Source organism: Duganella alba, assembly GCF_009674495.1.
Lineage (GTDB): Bacteria > Pseudomonadota > Gammaproteobacteria > Burkholderiales > Burkholderiaceae_D > Rugamonas > Rugamonas alba.
Genome location: NZ_WKJN01000024.1, coordinates 1 through 16,396, shown reverse-complemented (window position 1 = coordinate 16,396; position 16,396 = coordinate 1). Strand labels below are relative to the sequence as shown.

The 16,396-nt window shown below is 64.5% G+C and carries 16 protein-coding genes and 1 pseudogene; 14 read left to right on the top strand and 3 right to left on the bottom strand.

The features are described 5' to 3' along the window. The first annotated feature begins 35 nt into the window (after window positions 1-35). The 4 genes from GJ695_RS21005 to GJ695_RS20990 all read left to right on the top strand — a co-directional run bounded on the left by GJ695_RS21005 (window position 36) and on the right by GJ695_RS20990 (window position 6,216). The gene (locus GJ695_RS21005) at window positions 36-2,219 is read left to right on the top strand and encodes a two-component system response regulator (RefSeq protein ID WP_154368165.1); all 2,184 of its coding nucleotides are present in this window, start codon (window positions 36-38) and stop codon (window positions 2,217-2,219) included. Window positions 2,220-2,234: 15 nt separating this feature from the next. Next, window positions 2,235-4,016, top strand: a complete 1,782-nt coding sequence (locus tag GJ695_RS21000; RefSeq protein ID WP_154368163.1) for a DUF885 domain-containing protein — start codon at window positions 2,235-2,237, stop codon at window positions 4,014-4,016. A 68-nt stretch (window positions 4,017-4,084) separates the two neighbouring features. Beyond that, on the top strand, window positions 4,085-5,416 hold the full coding sequence (locus GJ695_RS20995; RefSeq protein WP_154368161.1) for a DUF945 family protein: 1,332 nt from the start codon (window positions 4,085-4,087) through the stop codon (window positions 5,414-5,416). After that, window positions 5,413-6,216, top strand: coding sequence for a DUF6624 domain-containing protein (locus GJ695_RS20990; RefSeq protein WP_154368159.1), 804 nt, complete (start codon window positions 5,413-5,415; stop codon window positions 6,214-6,216). Before GJ695_RS20995 ends, GJ695_RS20990 begins: the two co-directional genes overlap by 4 nt. A gap of 2 nt (window positions 6,217-6,218) precedes the next feature. On the opposite strand, the gene GJ695_RS20985 is transcribed toward GJ695_RS20990, so the two are convergent. Further along, a complete protein-coding gene (locus GJ695_RS20985; protein ID WP_154368156.1) occupies window positions 6,219-7,112 on the bottom strand; it encodes an NAD-dependent epimerase/dehydratase family protein in 894 nt (297 codons plus the stop codon). A 102-nt stretch (window positions 7,113-7,214) separates the two neighbouring features. Then, entirely contained in the window at window positions 7,215-7,724 is a 510-nt protein-coding gene (locus GJ695_RS20980) for a Csu type fimbrial protein (RefSeq protein WP_154368154.1), read from the bottom strand. Between the two features lie 275 nt (window positions 7,725-7,999). On the opposite strand from GJ695_RS20980, the gene GJ695_RS20975 reads away from it, so the two are divergent. From GJ695_RS20975 to GJ695_RS20940, 8 genes are read left to right on the top strand one after another with little or no spacing between them, the layout of a single operon-like run. Next, a complete protein-coding gene (locus GJ695_RS20975) occupies window positions 8,000-8,857 on the top strand; it encodes an urease accessory protein UreD (RefSeq protein WP_154368152.1) in 858 nt (285 codons plus the stop codon). 23 nt (window positions 8,858-8,880) lie between these two features. Then, window positions 8,881-9,183, top strand: a complete 303-nt coding sequence (locus tag GJ695_RS20970; protein ID WP_117010090.1) for an urease subunit gamma — start codon at window positions 8,881-8,883, stop codon at window positions 9,181-9,183. A gap of 10 nt (window positions 9,184-9,193) precedes the next feature. Then, entirely contained in the window at window positions 9,194-9,520 is a 327-nt protein-coding gene (locus tag GJ695_RS20965; RefSeq protein WP_154357812.1) for an urease subunit beta, read from the top strand. A gap of 9 nt (window positions 9,521-9,529) precedes the next feature. Further along, window positions 9,530-11,230 (top strand): urease subunit alpha, encoded by a 1,701-nt coding sequence (gene ureC, locus GJ695_RS20960; RefSeq protein WP_154368150.1) that lies wholly within the window; start codon window positions 9,530-9,532, stop codon window positions 11,228-11,230. Between the two features lie 16 nt (window positions 11,231-11,246). Next, complete coding sequence (gene ureE / locus GJ695_RS20955) at window positions 11,247-11,750, top strand: urease accessory protein UreE (RefSeq protein WP_154368148.1); 504 nt, start codon at window positions 11,247-11,249, stop codon at window positions 11,748-11,750. Then, window positions 11,751-12,431 carry an urease accessory protein UreF gene (locus GJ695_RS20950; protein WP_154368146.1) on the top strand — a complete coding sequence of 227 codons (681 nt, stop codon included), beginning with the start codon at window positions 11,751-11,753 and terminating at the stop codon, window positions 12,429-12,431. 15 nt (window positions 12,432-12,446) lie between these two features. Continuing rightward, entirely contained in the window at window positions 12,447-13,070 is a 624-nt protein-coding gene (gene ureG, locus GJ695_RS20945) for an urease accessory protein UreG (RefSeq protein ID WP_154357808.1), read from the top strand. An 8-nt stretch (window positions 13,071-13,078) separates the two neighbouring features. Continuing rightward, window positions 13,079-13,627 carry a HupE/UreJ family protein gene (locus GJ695_RS20940; protein ID WP_154368144.1) on the top strand — a complete coding sequence of 183 codons (549 nt, stop codon included), beginning with the start codon at window positions 13,079-13,081 and terminating at the stop codon, window positions 13,625-13,627. A gap of 1 nt (window position 13,628) precedes the next feature. On the opposite strand, the gene GJ695_RS20935 is transcribed toward GJ695_RS20940, so the two are convergent. Further along, a complete protein-coding gene (locus tag GJ695_RS20935; RefSeq protein ID WP_154368142.1) occupies window positions 13,629-14,246 on the bottom strand; it encodes a 1-acyl-sn-glycerol-3-phosphate acyltransferase in 618 nt (205 codons plus the stop codon). Between the two features lie 144 nt (window positions 14,247-14,390). Here GJ695_RS20935 and GJ695_RS20930 point away from each other — a divergent pair, with 144 nt between their 5' ends. Next, a complete protein-coding gene (locus tag GJ695_RS20930; protein WP_154368140.1) occupies window positions 14,391-15,731 on the top strand; it encodes a sigma-54 dependent transcriptional regulator in 1,341 nt (446 codons plus the stop codon). 184 nt (window positions 15,732-15,915) lie between these two features. Then, window positions 15,916-16,396 (top strand): annotated as a pseudogene (locus tag GJ695_RS20925) (hypothetical protein); the annotation flags it as partial.

Below are 16,396 nucleotides of genomic sequence, written 5' to 3'. Positions count from 1 at the left end.
GAAACGTAGCAGCTAAATCAGGCGAGAGACTTTACATGCATCGGGATTTGTCGGAACAACACACCAAGGGCGAAGTGCTGATCGTGGAAGACACGCCGGCCTCGCTCAAGCTGCTGAGCGACCTGCTGACCGAGGCCGGCTACTACGTGCGCCAGGCGCCCAACGGCGAGCTGGCGCTATGGACCGCGCAATCGCGGCCGCCGGAGCTGATCCTGCTCGACGTGCGCATGCCCGGCATCGACGGCTTCGAGGTGTGCCGCCGCCTGAAGGCCAATCCGGAACTGAACCAGGTGCCGGTGATCTTCCTCTCCGCCCAGCACGATACCGACGACAAGGTACGCGGCTTCGAACTGGGCGCGGTCGACTTTGTCGCCAAGCCGTTCCAGGCCGAGGAAATCCTGGCCCGTACCGACGCCCACGTGCGCCTGGGCCGCGCGCAGAAGGCGCTGGCCGAGGAGCGCGCGCTGCTGGAACAGCGCGTGGCCGAACGCACCGCCGAACTGGCCAAGGAAGTCGAGCAGCGCCGCGCCAACGAGGAGTTCCTGCGTCTGGCCAGCCAGGTGTTCGAGGCGACCCAGGATGCGATCGTGGTCACCGACCGCGAGGCGCGCATCGTTGCCACCAATCCCGCCTTCACGCAGATTTCCGGCTACACCGCCAAGGAAGTGCTGGGCCAGAACGTCGGGCTGCTGCACGCCGGCGAACTGGACCCCGGCTCGTTCGATGCGCTGGTGCAGTCGGTCATCACCAAGGGGCACTGGTCGGGCGAGATCCTGGCGCGCCGCAAGAATGGTGAAACCTATCCAGGCCTGTTGAGCGCCTCCGTGGTGCGCGACGCCGACGGCCACGTGATCAACCACGTGGCGGTGTTCATGGACATCACCGAGCGCAAGGCCGAGCAGCACCTGATCGATTTCCTCTCCAATCACGATGCGCTGACCGGGCTGCCGAACCGCCTGCTGGCGCGCGAGCGCTTTTCGCAGACGCTGAACACGGCGCGCCGCGAAGGCCGCTGCGTGTCGGTCATGTGCCTGGACCTGGACCGCTTCAAGAGCATCAACGATTCGTATGGCCACGACATGGGCGACAAGGCCTTGCAGGTGGTGGCCAAATACCTGTGCGAAACCGTGCGCGAGGGCGACATCGTCACCCGCCAGGGCGGTGACGAATTCCAGATCATCGTTGCCGACGATGCGCAACTGAGCGCCACCATGGTGATGGCGCAGCAGATCCTGGCCGGGCTGCGCAAGGAACTGGTGATCGACGGCCAGCAGATCACGGTCACGTCCAGCATCGGCATCGCGGTCAGCCTGACCGATGGCGACAGCTTCGATGAACTGGTGCGCAACGCCGACACGGCGCTGTTCCGCGCCAAGGAAATCGGCCGCGACAACTACGCCCTGTTCACCGAACGCATGGACGCGGAAATCCGCGACAAGCTGGCGATCCAGGGCCAGCTGCGTGGCGCCATCGCGCGCGACGAATTCGAGGTGCACTACCAGCCGCAGGTCTGCCTGAAGACCGGCGCCATGGTCGGCGCCGAGGCGCTGCTGCGCTGGGATAACGCGGTGCTGGGCAAGGTGCCGCCGAACCGCTTCATCCCGCTGGCGGAGGAATATGGCCTGGTCAATTCGATCGGCGAGTGGGTGCTGGAAAGCGTGTGCGCGCAGATGAAGGTGTGGCACGACCAGGGCCTGGGCAAGATCAAGGTGGCGGTCAACCTGGCGGCGGGGCAGTTCGCCAACGACGCCACGGTGCCGTATGTGGAAAGCACGCTGCGCAAGTTCGACGTGGCGGCCGAGTACCTGGGCCTGGAAATCACCGAAGGCACGGTGATGGGCGATCCGAACAAGGCGGTGGCGGCGCTGCGCCGCCTGAAGGACATCGGCGTCAGCATCTCGCTGGACGACTTCGGCACCGGCTATTCCAGCCTGAGTTACCTCAAGCGCTTCCCGATCGACGTGCTGAAGATCGACAAGTCCTTCGTCGACGACGTCACCACCAACAGCGACGACGCGGCGATCGCGCTGTCGGTCATCTCGCTGGCGCACAACCTGAACATGCGGGTGATCGCCGAAGGCGTGGAAACGCGCGAGCAGGTGCAGTTCCTGACCGAACGCGGTTGCGACGAGATGCAGGGCTATTTCTTCAGCCGTCCGCTGAACGCCGAAGGCTTTACCGCGCTGCTGCGCGAGCGCCGCAATCTGTTGACCATGTAATCTACCTGGAGTCTTATGGAAAAGAAGTTCAGCACCGCCATCGCCGGTGCATGCATGCTGTTGTGTCTGAATGCGGCCGGCGCCGCCAGTGCTGGCTCGGTTGTCAAGGCCGGTCCGTCGGACGCCCAGTTCAAGGCCATCTACACCCAGGAATGGAAATGGCGTTTGAGCCAGAAGCAGGAAGACGGCGAGGACGACGACGACAGCGGCGTCTCGCCATCGCTGCCGCAGATCGACGTCGCCACCCAGAACAGCCGCACCGCCTATTGGCAGGGCGTGATGAAGAAGCTGGACGGCATCAAGGAAGCGAAGCTGTCGGCGCCCGAGCGCATCAACTACCAGGTCTACAAGGCGCAGATCGCCGCCTTCATCGCCGCCCAGCAGTTCAAGGAATATGAAAAGCCGCTGAACGCCGATACCGCCTTCTGGTCCAACATGGCCGGCACCGCGCGCCGTCCGATGACCAAGGACGCCGAATTCCGCGATTACCTGAAGCAGCTGGCCGATGTGCCGCGCTACTTCAACGAGGAAATCGTCAACATGCGCGCCGGCCTGGCGCGCGGCTTCACGCCGCCGAAGGTCACGCTGGTGGGCCGCGACGGTTCCATCACCTCGGTGACCGAGGCGAAGACGCCGCAGGACACGGTGTTCTACCTGCCGTTCAAGACCATGCCGGCTGCGATGCCGGCCGCGCGCCAGGAAGAGCTGCGCGCGCAGGCGGTCAAGGTGATCCAGACTGTCGTGATCCCGGCGCACCAGACGCTGTTGAAATTCATGCGCGAAGAATACGTGCCCAAGGCGCGCGAAGAGCTGGCGGCGGAGACGCTGCCGGACGGTAAAGCCTACTACCAGTCGAAGATCGTCGAATTCACCACCACCTCGATGAGCGCGGACCAGATCCACCAGGTCGGTCTCGATGAAATGGCCAAGATACGCAACGAGATGCAGGACGTGATCAAGCAGGTCGGCTTCAAGGGCGACCTGCCGGCCTTCCTGCACTTCCTGCGCACCGATCCGCAGTTCTACGCCAAGACGCCGGAAGAGCTGCTGATGCGCTCCGCGTGGGTGGCCAAGAAGTTCGACGGCAAGGTGTCGCAGTACTTCGGCTACCTGCCGCGCCGCCGCTTCGCGGTGATCCCGGTGCCGGACGACCAGGCGCCGTTCTACACCTCCGGCCGCGGCGGTCCCGGCGTCTACCTGGTCAACACCTACAACCTGCCGGCGCGCGCGCTGTACAGCATGCCGGCGCTGACGCTGCACGAATCGGCGCCGGGCCACGCCTTCCAGATGCCGATCGCGATGGAGCAGAAGGGCCGTCCGCCATTCCGCAACGCCTACATCTCGGCCTATGGCGAGGGCTGGGCGCTGTACACCGAGCGCCTGGGCGCCGAGATGGGCATGTACGAAACGCCGTATGAAACCTTCGGCATGCTCAGTTACCAGGCCTGGCGGGCATCGCGCCTGGTGGTCGATACCGGCATCCACAGCAAGGGCTGGACGCGCAAGCAGGCGCAGGACTATCTGCATGAAAACACCGCGCTGTCCGATCACGAGATCGAAACGGAAGTGGACCGCTACATTTCGTGGCCGGGGCAGGCGCTGTCCTATTACCTGGGCGAGATGAGCATCATCAACGCGCGCCACAAGGCGGAAAAGGCGCTGGGCCAGAAGTTCGACATCCGCGCCTTCCACGACACCGTGCTGCAACTGGGCTCGGTGCCGCTGCCGGTGCTGGAGGCGCGCATCGACCAGTTCATCGCGGACGGCGGCAAGAGTCCGTATCCCGATCTGGAGTGACAATGCGTGTATTTCCGGAGGGTATGGTTGGGTAAAATGCTACACCTTCCACTTCTCCGGCGCGCACCTTGAAACAGACACTCCTCGCAGTCACACTGGCTGGCGGCCTGCTGGCCACTCCTTCCCACGCCCAGGACGCGGCGCCAGCCCACTTCCTCAAGCAAGAGACCATCATCACGCTGGGCGATGCCGCCAAGGAGGTCCAGGCGGTGCTGGGCAAGGAACGCACGCCCGGCAAGCGCCTCGAAGCCTATTCCAAATTCCAGTTTTCGCCGGAGCTGCGCCCCAAGCTGCAGGAGATCTTCGGCACCGAGCGTCCGCTGCCGATGACGCGCGTGGCGGGCGGTGTCAAGGGGCAGGTCAATTACGTCGCCAGACTGGCGCCGTATGCCTACAAGCAGGATAACGGCACCGATTTCACCTGGACTGAACTGGTCTCGAAGGTCAATGTCGACAAGAGCGGCCGAGCAACCACCAGTACCACCGTGTGGCCGTCGCTGGTGATCTCGCGTCCGGACATGTCGGTGAGCTTGCTGAACATGAACATGATCAGCAAGCAGCAGACCGGCGCCGACGAAGTGACTTACGGCACCGCCGTCCTCAAGATCGGCAGCATCGTCATGCGCGATGCGCCGGCCGGCGACACGGAACTCAAGGAGACGATGCGCTTCGAGGATATCGAGGCGAAGTCGGATGTCCGGCGCCGTGGCGCGATGGCCGAGATCATCTACGGCAGCTCGATCAAGGCCATCGTGTTCGGCAATGAGCGTGTGGAGCACGTCAACTCCGCCTTCCGCCTGACCAATGTGCCGGTCAAGGCGGTGGCGGAACTGGGCAAGCAGTGGCGCGAACAGCAAGGCAAGAAGCTGGAAGCGGCGGAAGAGCGGGAGCAGTTGCTGAAAGCGCTGCAGGACTTCGGCAAGCGCGTCGCCATTGCCGGCGCCACGCTGTTCATCGACAACATCAGCATCGGCTATCACGGTAACACGGCTTCGCTGAAGGGCCGCATCGGCTTCCAGAAAGTGGTGGAGGCGGACTTCAAGGATCTGTCGGCGCTGCTGAAGAAACTGGTCGGCCGCATTGAGGTGCGGCTGCCGGTGGCGCTGGTGCGTGACGCATCGCGCGCCTTCATCACCAGGACCATCAATCCGGCGGCGCCGGATGCCGCCAAACAGATCGATGCAGGCACTGATTCCGTCGTCAGCATGGTGGTCGGCAGGACCGTCAGCGGCGGCTACGGCGTGGTGGAGCAGGACGAGTTGCGCACCGTCATCGAGATCAAGGACGGCAAGGTGACGGTCAACGGCAAGCCGGTCGAAGTGCCGGCGGGCGTGATCAACAGCCTGAACGCCAAAGCGGCGCCGCAGCCGGCGCCGGCGCCAACACAAGAGGCGCAATGACGCGGTATCCACGCATCCTGCTCATCGGCGCCCTGGCCAGTGTTGTGCTGTCCGCGCGGGCGGAGGACGGCCTGTCACAGACCACGGTGTCTTTCTATGCCGACGGCAAACCTGTCGGCGGAATGATTTTTGCCATCGGCGCCAAAACCGGGATCAGCGCCAAAGCCAATCATGCGGAGAACGACAAGACAAGCCAGCATTTGACGGGCAATGTGCAAGCGCGAGTGATTCCGGACGGCGGCCAATCCTTCATCCTGTTCGGCGAGGACGTCGTGCTAAGCAGTGCTGCCATCAGCGCTGAACGTGCCAAGGCGGTGCGGGACCTGGAAGCGATGGGCGCGACCGACCAGTTATATCGCGGCCGTGCGGGCAACGGCGACCTGACGCCAGATGAATGGAAGCAGCAAACCGCAATCGACGTCGCCAATACCAAACGTCTGGCGGAGATCATCGATGCCTTCGGCTGGCCAGGATTGCGTTTCGCCGGCGCGGCGTCGCAGACCGCTTTCCTGGTGGTGCAGCACGCGGACAATGACACCCAGCGTAAATACCTGCCGCTGTTGCGCGACGCGGTCAAGCGCGGCGACGCCCGGGGCGACGACCTGGCGCTGCTGGAAGACCGCGTCCGCGTCTTCGACGGCAAGCCGCAGCTATACGGTTCGCAGCTGTCCGGTAAGCCGTTGAAATTTTTTCCGATCGAGGATGAGGCCCATGTCGACCAACGGCGGCGCAGCATAGGCCTGCCGCCGTTGGCCGAATATGCCCAGATGTTCGGACTGACCTACACGCCGATCCGCTAGCGTCAGCCGCGCAGCATGTCGCCGGCGATCCAGTCCAGCACTGGCGGACGATGCGGCTGCCAGCCCAGTTTGCGGGCGCGCTCGCCGCGCACGCGGCTGTTGGAACCCAGGCCATACGAGGCCATCTCGTAGCCCCATTCTTCCTTGGCCTGTTCCAGCGGCCAGTCCTGGGCCGGGCCCAGGTTGAGCGCCTTGGCGATCGCGCTGCTCATTTCGCCGAACGAGGCTTCGCCGCTTTCCACAAAGTAGAACGTGCCGGCTTCGGTCTTTTCCAACGCCAGCAGGTACAGGTCCACCACGTCGTCGATGTGGGTGTTCGACCAGATGTTGCGGCCAGGGCCGACGTGGCGCACGATGCCGCTCTTGCGCGCCTGTTTCAGCAAGCGTGGCAGCTGCACCGAGTCGCGCGGCAGCGCGCCGTGGCCATAGATCAGGGTATTGCACAGCACCGCCGAGCGCACGCCCTTGTTGGCGGCATCCAGCACCAGGTTGTCGATGGCGACGCGCGCGGCCTTGTCTTCAGTGGGCGCGGGCAGCTTGTCTTCGTAATAGATCTTGTCGGTGCCTTCGCCGCCCGACGCATCGCCGACGATGCTCGAACCGCTGGTATGCAGGAACACCTTGCCGCTGCCGGCCAGCGCATCGATGAAGGCTTCCACCGCCGCGCGGTTGTCGCTGCTGGCGGCGTTGATGACGGCGTCGGCCGATTGCGCCTGGGCGATCAGCAGATCGCGGTCGGTCAGCGACCCCAGAACGCCGGTGACGCCGATCTTCTTCACTTCCTCCAGCTGTTCCGGCTTGCGCACCAGGCCAAGCACTTCATGGCCGGCCTTGACCAGGCCCGCGGCGATCGAGCTGCCGATAAAACCGGCGGCGCCGGTGACGAATACTTTCATGTGCTGCTCCCAGATTCAATACGAGAAGCAGACAGTATGGGGACCGCACGATTGCATACCAATAGGGCGCGGCTCAAAGCTCCCTTGCGTCCGCATCAAGAATCAGAAATACACGGTCGCGGTGATGGTCGATTTGTAGGTGTCCGGTTGCGGCGTCGCTTGCGCCGGCACCACGCCGTACACCGTATGCGATACCGCGACGCCGGAGCCGACGCCGGACTTGGTGTCGGTGCCCTGTGTATTGCCCCAGATGGTGTTGCCCGCAGCCTGGTACAGATTAAACGAGACGGTGCTGCTGTTGCCGCTGGTGCCGGTCATCACGCGCGCCGCCGTGGTGGAGCCGGTGCCGGTTCCCGCGTTCAGACCGATGTTATAGGGTGTGGTGTTGGTGCAGGTGACCTGCAGCGTGGTGTTAATGCTGACGTTGGTGGCCAGCACTCCTTGCGTCTGGCCGAAGTCCAGGCCGTTGGCGGCGATGGTGCAGTCGGCGATGATTTTGAGCGTCACGTCGAAGGTGGTGGTCTTGGAGCCGTTGTTGTAGACGGCCGCGACGCCCAGCATCGGCAGCAATGCTGCGGCGACGATCGCGCGCGTAAGGAATTTGTTTTTCATGACGGACCTCCCAGTTCAAACCTGGCAACTTTAGTTTCTGTTATTCAATGAAATCTATTATTCCCCAACAATGAAAAAGCTGCTTTTGTAGCGTGAGGCCAAGCTTTTGCCGGCGTAGAAATCGCGAAATATATTTTCCAGAGGGAACTTTTTACAACGGTTGCACTTATTTGGTGCAATGCGCCGCATAACGGTGCGTGCTTGGTCTGGCAGGGAGGCTAAGAGCTGGCATGACGATTGCATAGGACAGTACATTATTTCATCCTCCTTTTTATATGCCTGACTGCACCGCATCGCGTGACCTTGGCGCCGGCACCACTGCCTGGCAGGCCAGCCTCACGCTCGGTTTTGCGGATGACGCCGGCACTACGCGGCTGCTGAACAAAATCCACTACGGCCCGCTGCGCGTGCAGAAGGCGCTTTACCCGGAGGATCAGAAGGTCTGCCAGGCCATCATCGTCCACCCGCCGGGCGGCGTGGTCGGCGGCGACCAGCTGGAAATCGACATCGGCGTCGGCACGCAGGCGCATGCCTTCATCACCACGCCGGGCGCGGCCAAGTGGTATCAGGCCAACGGCAAACAGTCGCGCCAGGCGGTGCACCTGCATGTCAACGAGGGCGCCGCGCTGGAATGGCTGCCGCAGGAAACGATCTTCTTTGATACCGCTAACGTGGTGCTGGAGCAGCACGTGGAACTGGCCGCCGGCGCCACCTTCCTCGGCTGCGAAATCCTGTGCATGGGCCGGCGCGGCTCGGGCGAGCTGTTCCGCACCGGCCGCATCCGCCAGCGCAGCAGCATCCGCCGCGAGGGCCGCTTGATCTGGTGGGAGCAGGGCGACATGGTCGGCGGCCGCCTGGACAGCCCGCTGGCGCTGAACGGCCATACCGTGTGCGCCACGCTGACGGCGGCCGGCAAGCCGCTGCCGGCCGCCGTGCTGAATGATATTCGTGCCGACATCGCCGCCGACGGCGCGCATGTTTTCGGCGTTACGCAAACCAAAGGGGTGCTGGTGGCGCGCCATCTGGGCGACGACAGCGAAACCGCGCGCCGCCTGATGCTGGCCGTGTGGCGCCGCCTGCGCCCGCATCTGCTGGAACGCGCGGCCGTCACGCCGCGCATCTGGCAAACCTGAAAGAGCAGAAAGAGCACAACGACATGGACCTGACTCCACGCGAAAAAGACAAGCTGTTGATTTTTACCGCAGGCATTGTGGCGGAACGCCGCCTTGCACGCGGCTTGAAGTTGAATTACCCGGAAGCGGTGGCGCTGATTACCTGCGCCATCATGGAAGGTGCCCGCGACGGCAAAACTGTCGCCCAACTGATGTCCGACGGCACGCGCATACTCACGCGCGCCGACGTCATGGAGGGTATCCCCGAAATGATCCCCGACATCCAGGTCGAAGCGACGTTCCCGGATGGGAGCAAGCTTGTGACTGTCCACAACCCCATCCCATAAGGAGTTCATCATGATCCCAGGTGAATACAAGCTTGAAGAGGGTGAGATCGGTCTGAACGTGGGCCGCGAAACGGTCACCGTCGTCGTCACCAACCAGGGCGACCGCCCGGTGCAGATCGGCTCGCATTTCCATTTTTTTGAAGTCAATTCCGTGCTCAAGCTGGAACGCTGGAAGGCCTACGGCAAGCGCCTGAACATCGCGGCCGGCACCGCCGTGCGCTTCGAGCCGGGCCAGCAGCGCACCGTGGAACTGGTGCAGCTGGACGGCGACCAGGAAGTCTATGGCTTCAACGGGAAAGTAATGGGCAAGCTGGACTCCAAACCACCAAAAAGCTAAAAGGCTCTCATGGCTACAATCTCGCGCCGCGCTTACGCGGAGATGTTTGGTCCGACCACAGGTGACCGCATCCGGCTGGCGGACACCGAACTGTTTATCGAAATCGAAAAGGACTACGCCACCTACGGCGAGGAAGTGAAATTCGGCGGCGGCAAAGTGATCCGCGACGGCATGGGCCAGTCGCAGCGCGTGGCCGCCGACGTGATGGACACGGTGATCACCAACGCGGTGATCATCGACCACTGGGGCATCGTCAAGGCCGATATCGGTTTGAAGAACGGCGTGATCGCCGGCATCGGCAAGGCCGGCAATCCGGATATCCAGCCCGATGTGACCATGGCCATCGGCGGCGCCACCGAGATCATCGCGGGCGAGGGCATGATCGTCACCGCCGGCGGCGTCGACACGCACATCCACTTCATCTGCCCGCAGCAGATCGAGGAAGCGCTGATGAGCGGCGTGACCACCATGATCGGCGGCGGCACCGGGCCATCGGCCGGCACCTCGGCCACCACCTGCACGCCGGGGCCGTGGCATCTGCATTCGATGCTGCAGGCGGCCGATGCGTTCCCGATGAACCTGGGCTTTCTCGGCAAGGGCAATGTCAGCCTGCCGGCGCCGCTGGAAGAGCAGGTGCTGGCCGGCGCCATTGGCCTCAAACTGCACGAGGACTGGGGCAGCACGCCGGCCGCCATCGACAACTGCCTGTCGGTGGCGGACAGGATGGACATCCAGGTCGCCATCCACAGCGACACGCTGAACGAAGGCGGCTATCTGGCCGACACGCTGGCCGCGTTCAAGGACCGCACCATCCACACCTTCCACACCGAAGGCGCGGGCGGCGGCCATGCGCCGGACATCATCGCGGCGGTGGGCGAATCGAACGTGCTGCCGTCGTCGACCAATCCCACGCGGCCGTACACGGTCAATACGCTGGACGAGCATCTGGATATGCTGATGGTCTGCCATCACCTGGATGCCGCCATCACCGAGGACGTGGCGTTTGCCGAATCGCGCATCCGCCGCGAGACCATCGCGGCCGAGGACATCCTGCACGACATCGGCGCGATTTCGATGATGTCGTCCGACTCGCAGGCCATGGGCCGCGTCGGCGAAGTGGTGATGCGCACCTGGCAGACGGCGCACAAGATGAAGGTGCAGCGCGGACCGCTGGCGCCGGATTCGTCGCGCAACGATAACTTCCGCGTCAAGCGCTATATCGCCAAGTACACCATCAACCCGGCCATCACGCACGGCATTGCGCATGCCGTCGGTTCGCTGGAGGTGGGCAAGATCGCCGACATCGTGTTGTGGAAGCCGGCCTTCTTCGGCGTCAAGCCGCAGATGATTTTAAAAGGCGGCATGATCGCCGCCGCGCTGATGGGCGATCCGAACGCCTCGATTCCGACGCCGCAGCCGGTGCATTACCGGCCGATGTTCGGCTCTTTCGGCGGCGGCTTGAAGAAGTCGTTCACCTTCGTGTCGCAGGCAGCGTATGACGCCGGCATCGGCGACGCGTTGAAACTGAATAAAACGCTGATCGTGGCCAAGGGCATGCGCGCGCTGCGCAAGTCGGACATGATCCACAACAGCCTGGCGCCGAAGATGGATGTCAATCCCGAAACCTACGAAGTGCGCGCCAATGGCGAATTGCTGGTTTGTGAACCGGCCGTCGTCCTGCCGATGGCGCAGCGCTATTTCCTGTTCTGACCATGCTGACCGCTTTATGCTGACACTACATACCAAGATTCCGCAAGCCGACATCATTGCCGCGCAGCTGGTGCTGCCGTATGAGCTGCGCGAAAAATGCCGCCTGCGCGCGACGCTGGACAACGGCGAGGACGTAGCGGTGTTCACCGTGCGCGGCACCGTGCTGCGCGACGGCGACCTGCTGACCGGCGAGGACAAGCGCGTGGTGCGCGTGGTCGCCGCGCCGGAGCCGACCTACAAAGTTACCTGCGCCGACGCGCATGCGCTGCTGCGTTGCGCTTTCCACCTCGGGAATCGCCACACGCAGGCGCAGGTGGGCGACGGCTTCCTGCGCATCCGCGCCGATGCGGTGCTGAAGGAGATGCTGGCCGGTCTGGGCGCCACGGTGGTGGAAGAGATGTCGGCGTTCGAGCCGGAGTCCGGCGCGTATGGCGGCGGCCATGGCCATCATCACGACAACGGCCCGCTGGCGCCGATCCCGCTGCGCCAGAAAATTCACCGTCCGAGCGATCCTAAATAAATGCAGGCCGCCGCGCTCCTCAACCTGCTGCAATTCGCCAGCCCGGCCTTGCCGATTGGCGCATACAGCTATTCGCAAGGGCTGGAGGCGGCGCTGGAAAGCGGCGCGGTGCGCAACGCCGACACCGCGCGCGCATGGGTCGTCCGCCACCTGCACGAAGTGGTGGCGCAATGGGAAGCGCCGATCACCTGGCGCCTGATGCAAGCCTGGTCGCGGCGCGACTGGTGCGCCGTCAGCGACTGGAGCGAAAAATTCATCGCCTCGCGCGACAGCGCCGAATTCCGCGCCGAGACCATCCAGATGGGCTACTCGCTCACCAAGCTGGTGGCCGAACTAGGCATTACCGATGCCGCCATGCTGAAGCACCTGCAATCCGAACCGGAAGTCGCGCTGCCCACCGCCTTCAGCTGCGCCGTCGCCGCCCTGAATATCCCGCACGACTCGGCACTGCTGGCCATGCTGTTCGCCTGGGCTGAGAATCAGGTGCTGGTCTGCGTCAAATCCGTGCCGCTGGGGCAGGTGGCCGGCCAGCGCATGCTGCTGTCGCTGCGCGAAGAGATCGAAGCCGCCGCCCGCCATGCGCAAACCGTCAGCGATGACGATATGTGCAACTGGGCGCCGGGCCTGTCGCTGCTGTCGATGCAGCACGAAGTTCAATACAGCCGTTTATACAGATCCTGAAAGAGCACACACAAAATGAATACCTCCAATCCTCTGCGCGTGGGCATCGGCGGCCCGGTAGGTTCCGGCAAAACCGCGTTGTGCGAAATGCTGTGCAAGGGCATGCGCGACAAGTACGACATGGCCGTCATCACCAACGACATCTACACCAAGGAAGACATGGAGATCCTGCTGCGCGCCGACGCGCTGCCGGCCGAACGTCTGATGGGTGTGGAAACCGGCGGCTGCCCGCACACCGCCATTCGTGAAGACGCTTCGATCAACCTGGAAGCCATCGCCCGCATGCAGGCTGACTTCCCGAACCTGGACCTGATCCTGGTGGAATCGGGCGGCGACAACCTCGCCGCCACCTTCAGCCCGGAGCTGTCCGACCTGACCATCTACGTCATCGACGTCGCCGGCGGCGAGAAGATTCCGCGCAAGGGCGGCCCAGGCATCACGCGCTCGGATCTGCTGATCATCAACAAGACCGACCTGGCGCCGCACGTCGGCGCCGACCTCGATGTGATGGCGCGCGACGCCAAGCAGCAGCGCGGCGCGCGTCCCTTTATCTTCACCAACCTGCGCAGCGGCGAGGGCGTCACCAAGGTAATCGACTTCATTCGCGAACAAGGCCTGCTGGGCCAAACCCCACACTAGGAGCTCACATGAAAAAGACTATCGCAGCCTTGGCCTTGGCTGCCACCAGCACCGCCGCACTGGCGCACACCGGCGCCGGCGTCCATACGCACGGCTTCCTGCAAGGTTTCGCCCATCCGTTCACCGGCCTCGATCACCTGCTGGCGATGCTTGCGGTTGGCGCATGGAGCGTGCGCCAGCCAAATGCGAAATGGCTGCCGGCCACCTTCATCGGCATGGTCATGGCCGGCATGGCCAGCGGCGCGATGGGGCTGACGATTCCGGGACTGGAAACCGGCATCGCGCTGACGGTGGCGCTGATGGGCGTATTGATCGCGGTGGCGGTGCGGCTGCCGGCGGCGGCAGGCGCGGTGATGGTGGGCGCGTTCGCGCTCCTGCACGGTAACGCGCATGGTCACGAACTGCCGCAGGCCAGCAGCGCGGCGGGCCTGCTGTTGGCCAGTGCGTTGCTGGTGTATGGTGGGTATCTGCTGGGCCGCGTCAGCCCGGCGCTGGCGCTGAAGGTCTCCGGCGCCGCGATTGCCGCCATCGGCGTGATGCTGGCGGCGACGGCGTAACTTACTGGCGTTCCTCGACGCGGCGTTCCTGCAGCACGATGGGCGCCTCGTTTTCTGGATACAGGCCATGGTGGCCGGCGTAGATGGCGGCAATGGCCGCCATGTCGGCCGCCTGGTCGCCGCTCAAATGCAGATGGTCGACTACGCCCAGCGTCTTGTTCGGATAGTCGATATACACCAGGCACAGTGGCACCTTGGCCTCGATCGCCAGATGATAGAAGCCGCTCTTCCAGTTGGGACGATGGCTGCGCGAGGCTTCCGGCGTGATGGCCAGCCAGTACCAGTCGGCCGCGTTCATGCGCTCGGCCTGCGAGCGGATCATGCCTTGCGGCGCGCTGCGGTCCACCGGCTCGCCGCCCAGCGCGCGGAACCAGCCGCCCAGCGGCGATTTGAACAGCGAGTCCTTGGCCAGCCAGCGGAACGGCAGGTTCAGCGTCCATTTGCCGAACAGGCCGACGAAGAAATCCCAGTTGGAGGTGTGTGGATAGACCACCACGATGCCGCGCGGACCGGGCAGCGGGCGGTACAGCATGCGCCAGCCGAACAGCTTGAGCACGCGCAGCGACGCGCGTTGCGTCCACCCCGGCAGCGTCGCCGGTTTCAATTCAAAGTCAGTCATCTCACTACATCCCGTTGTTGTTTTAGGCTTTATGCACTATTGACAGGTTGTTATTCACCTGCTTAAAAAGTAGCGCGCATTCTATATTGGCCTCCGCAGCGGGGCAAGCCTTGAACTTTTCACATCATTTCCCGTCCAATGGGGATGACGACGAAATCGATACTCTGCGTGGGCGTCGGCGCGCCGGGGCTGCCGGCGGACTGGGACGTGACGCGGGCCGACACGCTGGCCGAGGCGCGCCGTCAATTCAAGGCGCGGCCGTGCGCCGTCGGCCTGCTGCTGGTGCAGGACATGGACAGTTGCGCCGATCTCAACGCCTTCCTGCTCGACCACTGGTCGCCGCACTGGATCGCCGTGCTGCCGCCGCTGCTGCTGGAGCATGCCGGGTGGCGCCAGCTGCTGCGCGACCATTGCGCCGACTATCACACCTGGCCGGTGGACAGCCAGCGGCTGCGCCATGCGCTGGGCCATGCGCTTGGCATGGCGGCGTTGCGCAGCGAGGATGCCAGGCCGCGCGCCGACGACGACGCCACGCTGACCGGGCAGAGCGCCGCCATCACGCGGTTGCGGCGGCAGATCGTCAAGGTGGCGGCGGCCAGCGCGCCGGTGCTGATCTGGGGCGAGAGCGGCAGCGGCAAGGAACTGGCGGCGCAGGCCGTGCATGCGCATTCGCCGCGCCGCAAGGGGCCGTTCGTGCCGATCAACTGCGGCGCGATTCCCGCAGCGCTGATTCAATCCGAATTATTCGGCCACGAGCGCGGCGCCTTCACCGGCGCGGCGCGCGACAAGCGCGGCCTGATCGAAAGCGCGCAGGGCGGTTCGATCTTCCTCGATGAAATCGGCGACCTGCCGCTGGAACTGCAGGCCAACCTGCTGCGCTTCCTGCAGGAGAAGACCATCTACCGCGTCGGCGGCACGCGCAGCATCGCGGTCGATGCGCGCGTGATCGCCGCCTCGCACGTCAACCTGCCGCAGGCAGTGCAGCGCGGCGCCTTCCGCGAAGACCTGTACTACCGGCTCAACGTGCTGGCGCTGGACGTGCCGCCGCTGCGCGAGCGCAAGGACGACCTGCTGCCGCTGGCCGAACATTTTTTCCATGCCTTTTCCAGCGAGCGCGCGCCGCGCGTGAAGGGCTTCAGCAGCCGCGCCGCGCAGGCGATCCGCGAGCACGACTGGCCTGGCAATGTGCGCGAGCTGATCAACCGCGTGCGCCGCGCCATGGTGATGGCCGAAGGGCGCCTGATCCTGCCGCAGGATCTGGGCCTGGCCGCGGCCTCGCCGGCGCGCGCGCCGCTGCAACTGGACGACGCCCGCATCCGCGCCGAGCGCGACGCCATCGATGCCAGCCTGCTGCGCGCCGGGCGCAACATCACGCTGGCCGCGCGTGACCTGGGCGTATCGCGCATGACGCTCTACCGCTTGCTGGCCAAGCACGGGATCAGCGCGCCGTCGCGCGCAAGTTACACCGACGGCCAGAATGAGTGAAGCGCCGGGTTGTCACAGCGGCGTGACGCGCCGCTGCTGAAATCCGCCGGCGCGGCCGCGCCACCGGCAAGATAAGCCTTGCAGAACAAGGCCTTGGCGCGGATGGCACCAAGCTTGCGAAGGAAGTGAGACCGGGAGAGGGTTCGCCCGGGCACATTCACTTCTTTGCAAGGTAGGAGCAACCATGAAAAAAATCTTGATCGGCGCGGCAGTCGCGCTGTGCTTCGGTACGCAGGCGTATGCGCAAACGGCCGTCACCCAATCCGGCGCGGGCGCCAGCGCCAACGACAGTTCCAGCGCCACGCTGGACAACAGCAACCGGAACGACAATAACAACAGCACCGGCGCGGCCAACGCCAACGCGCTGGCGGGGGTGGCCGCCAACAACGGCGGCACCGCCACCTCCACGTTCACCAACGCGTTCAACACTTCCACCGCCAACGCCACCAGCACGCTGATCGGCACGGTCACGGGCAATTCGGTGGGCTACATCGGCAACACCGCGCTCAACTACGGCACCAGCAACGGCGGCCGCGGCGTCGGCGGCGACGGCGGCAATGCGCGGGGCGGCAATGCCTACGGTGTCGGCGGCGTTGGCGGCGACGCCTATGCCGGCAGGGGCGCCGCCGGTGGCGCGGGTGGCGAGGCGACCAATGGCAGTGCCC

Coding starts and splice junctions, on each gene's coding strand:
- ureG (WP_154357808.1), top strand. CDS start 12,447: ATGAATACCTCCAATCCTCTGCGCGTGGGCATCGGCGGCCCGGTAGGT.
- GJ695_RS20950 (WP_154368146.1), top strand. CDS start 11,751: ATGCAGGCCGCCGCGCTCCTCAACCTGCTGCAATTCGCCAGCCCGGCC.
- GJ695_RS21005 (WP_154368165.1), top strand. CDS start 36: ATGCATCGGGATTTGTCGGAACAACACACCAAGGGCGAAGTGCTGATC.
- GJ695_RS20975 (WP_154368152.1), top strand. CDS start 8,000: ATGCCTGACTGCACCGCATCGCGTGACCTTGGCGCCGGCACCACTGCC.
- ureE (WP_154368148.1), top strand. CDS start 11,247: ATGCTGACACTACATACCAAGATTCCGCAAGCCGACATCATTGCCGCG.
- GJ695_RS20930 (WP_154368140.1), top strand. CDS start 14,391: ATGACGACGAAATCGATACTCTGCGTGGGCGTCGGCGCGCCGGGGCTG.
- GJ695_RS21000 (WP_154368163.1), top strand. CDS start 2,235: ATGGAAAAGAAGTTCAGCACCGCCATCGCCGGTGCATGCATGCTGTTG.
- GJ695_RS20990 (WP_154368159.1), top strand. CDS start 5,413: ATGACGCGGTATCCACGCATCCTGCTCATCGGCGCCCTGGCCAGTGTT.
- GJ695_RS20965 (WP_154357812.1), top strand. CDS start 9,194: ATGATCCCAGGTGAATACAAGCTTGAAGAGGGTGAGATCGGTCTGAAC.
- ureC (WP_154368150.1), top strand. CDS start 9,530: ATGGCTACAATCTCGCGCCGCGCTTACGCGGAGATGTTTGGTCCGACC.
- GJ695_RS20985 (WP_154368156.1), bottom strand. CDS start 7,112: ATGAAAGTATTCGTCACCGGCGCCGCCGGTTTTATCGGCAGCTCGATC.
- GJ695_RS20970 (WP_117010090.1), top strand. CDS start 8,881: ATGGACCTGACTCCACGCGAAAAAGACAAGCTGTTGATTTTTACCGCA.
- GJ695_RS20980 (WP_154368154.1), bottom strand. CDS start 7,724: ATGAAAAACAAATTCCTTACGCGCGCGATCGTCGCCGCAGCATTGCTG.
- GJ695_RS20940 (WP_154368144.1), top strand. CDS start 13,079: ATGAAAAAGACTATCGCAGCCTTGGCCTTGGCTGCCACCAGCACCGCC.
- GJ695_RS20935 (WP_154368142.1), bottom strand. CDS start 14,246: ATGACTGACTTTGAATTGAAACCGGCGACGCTGCCGGGGTGGACGCAA.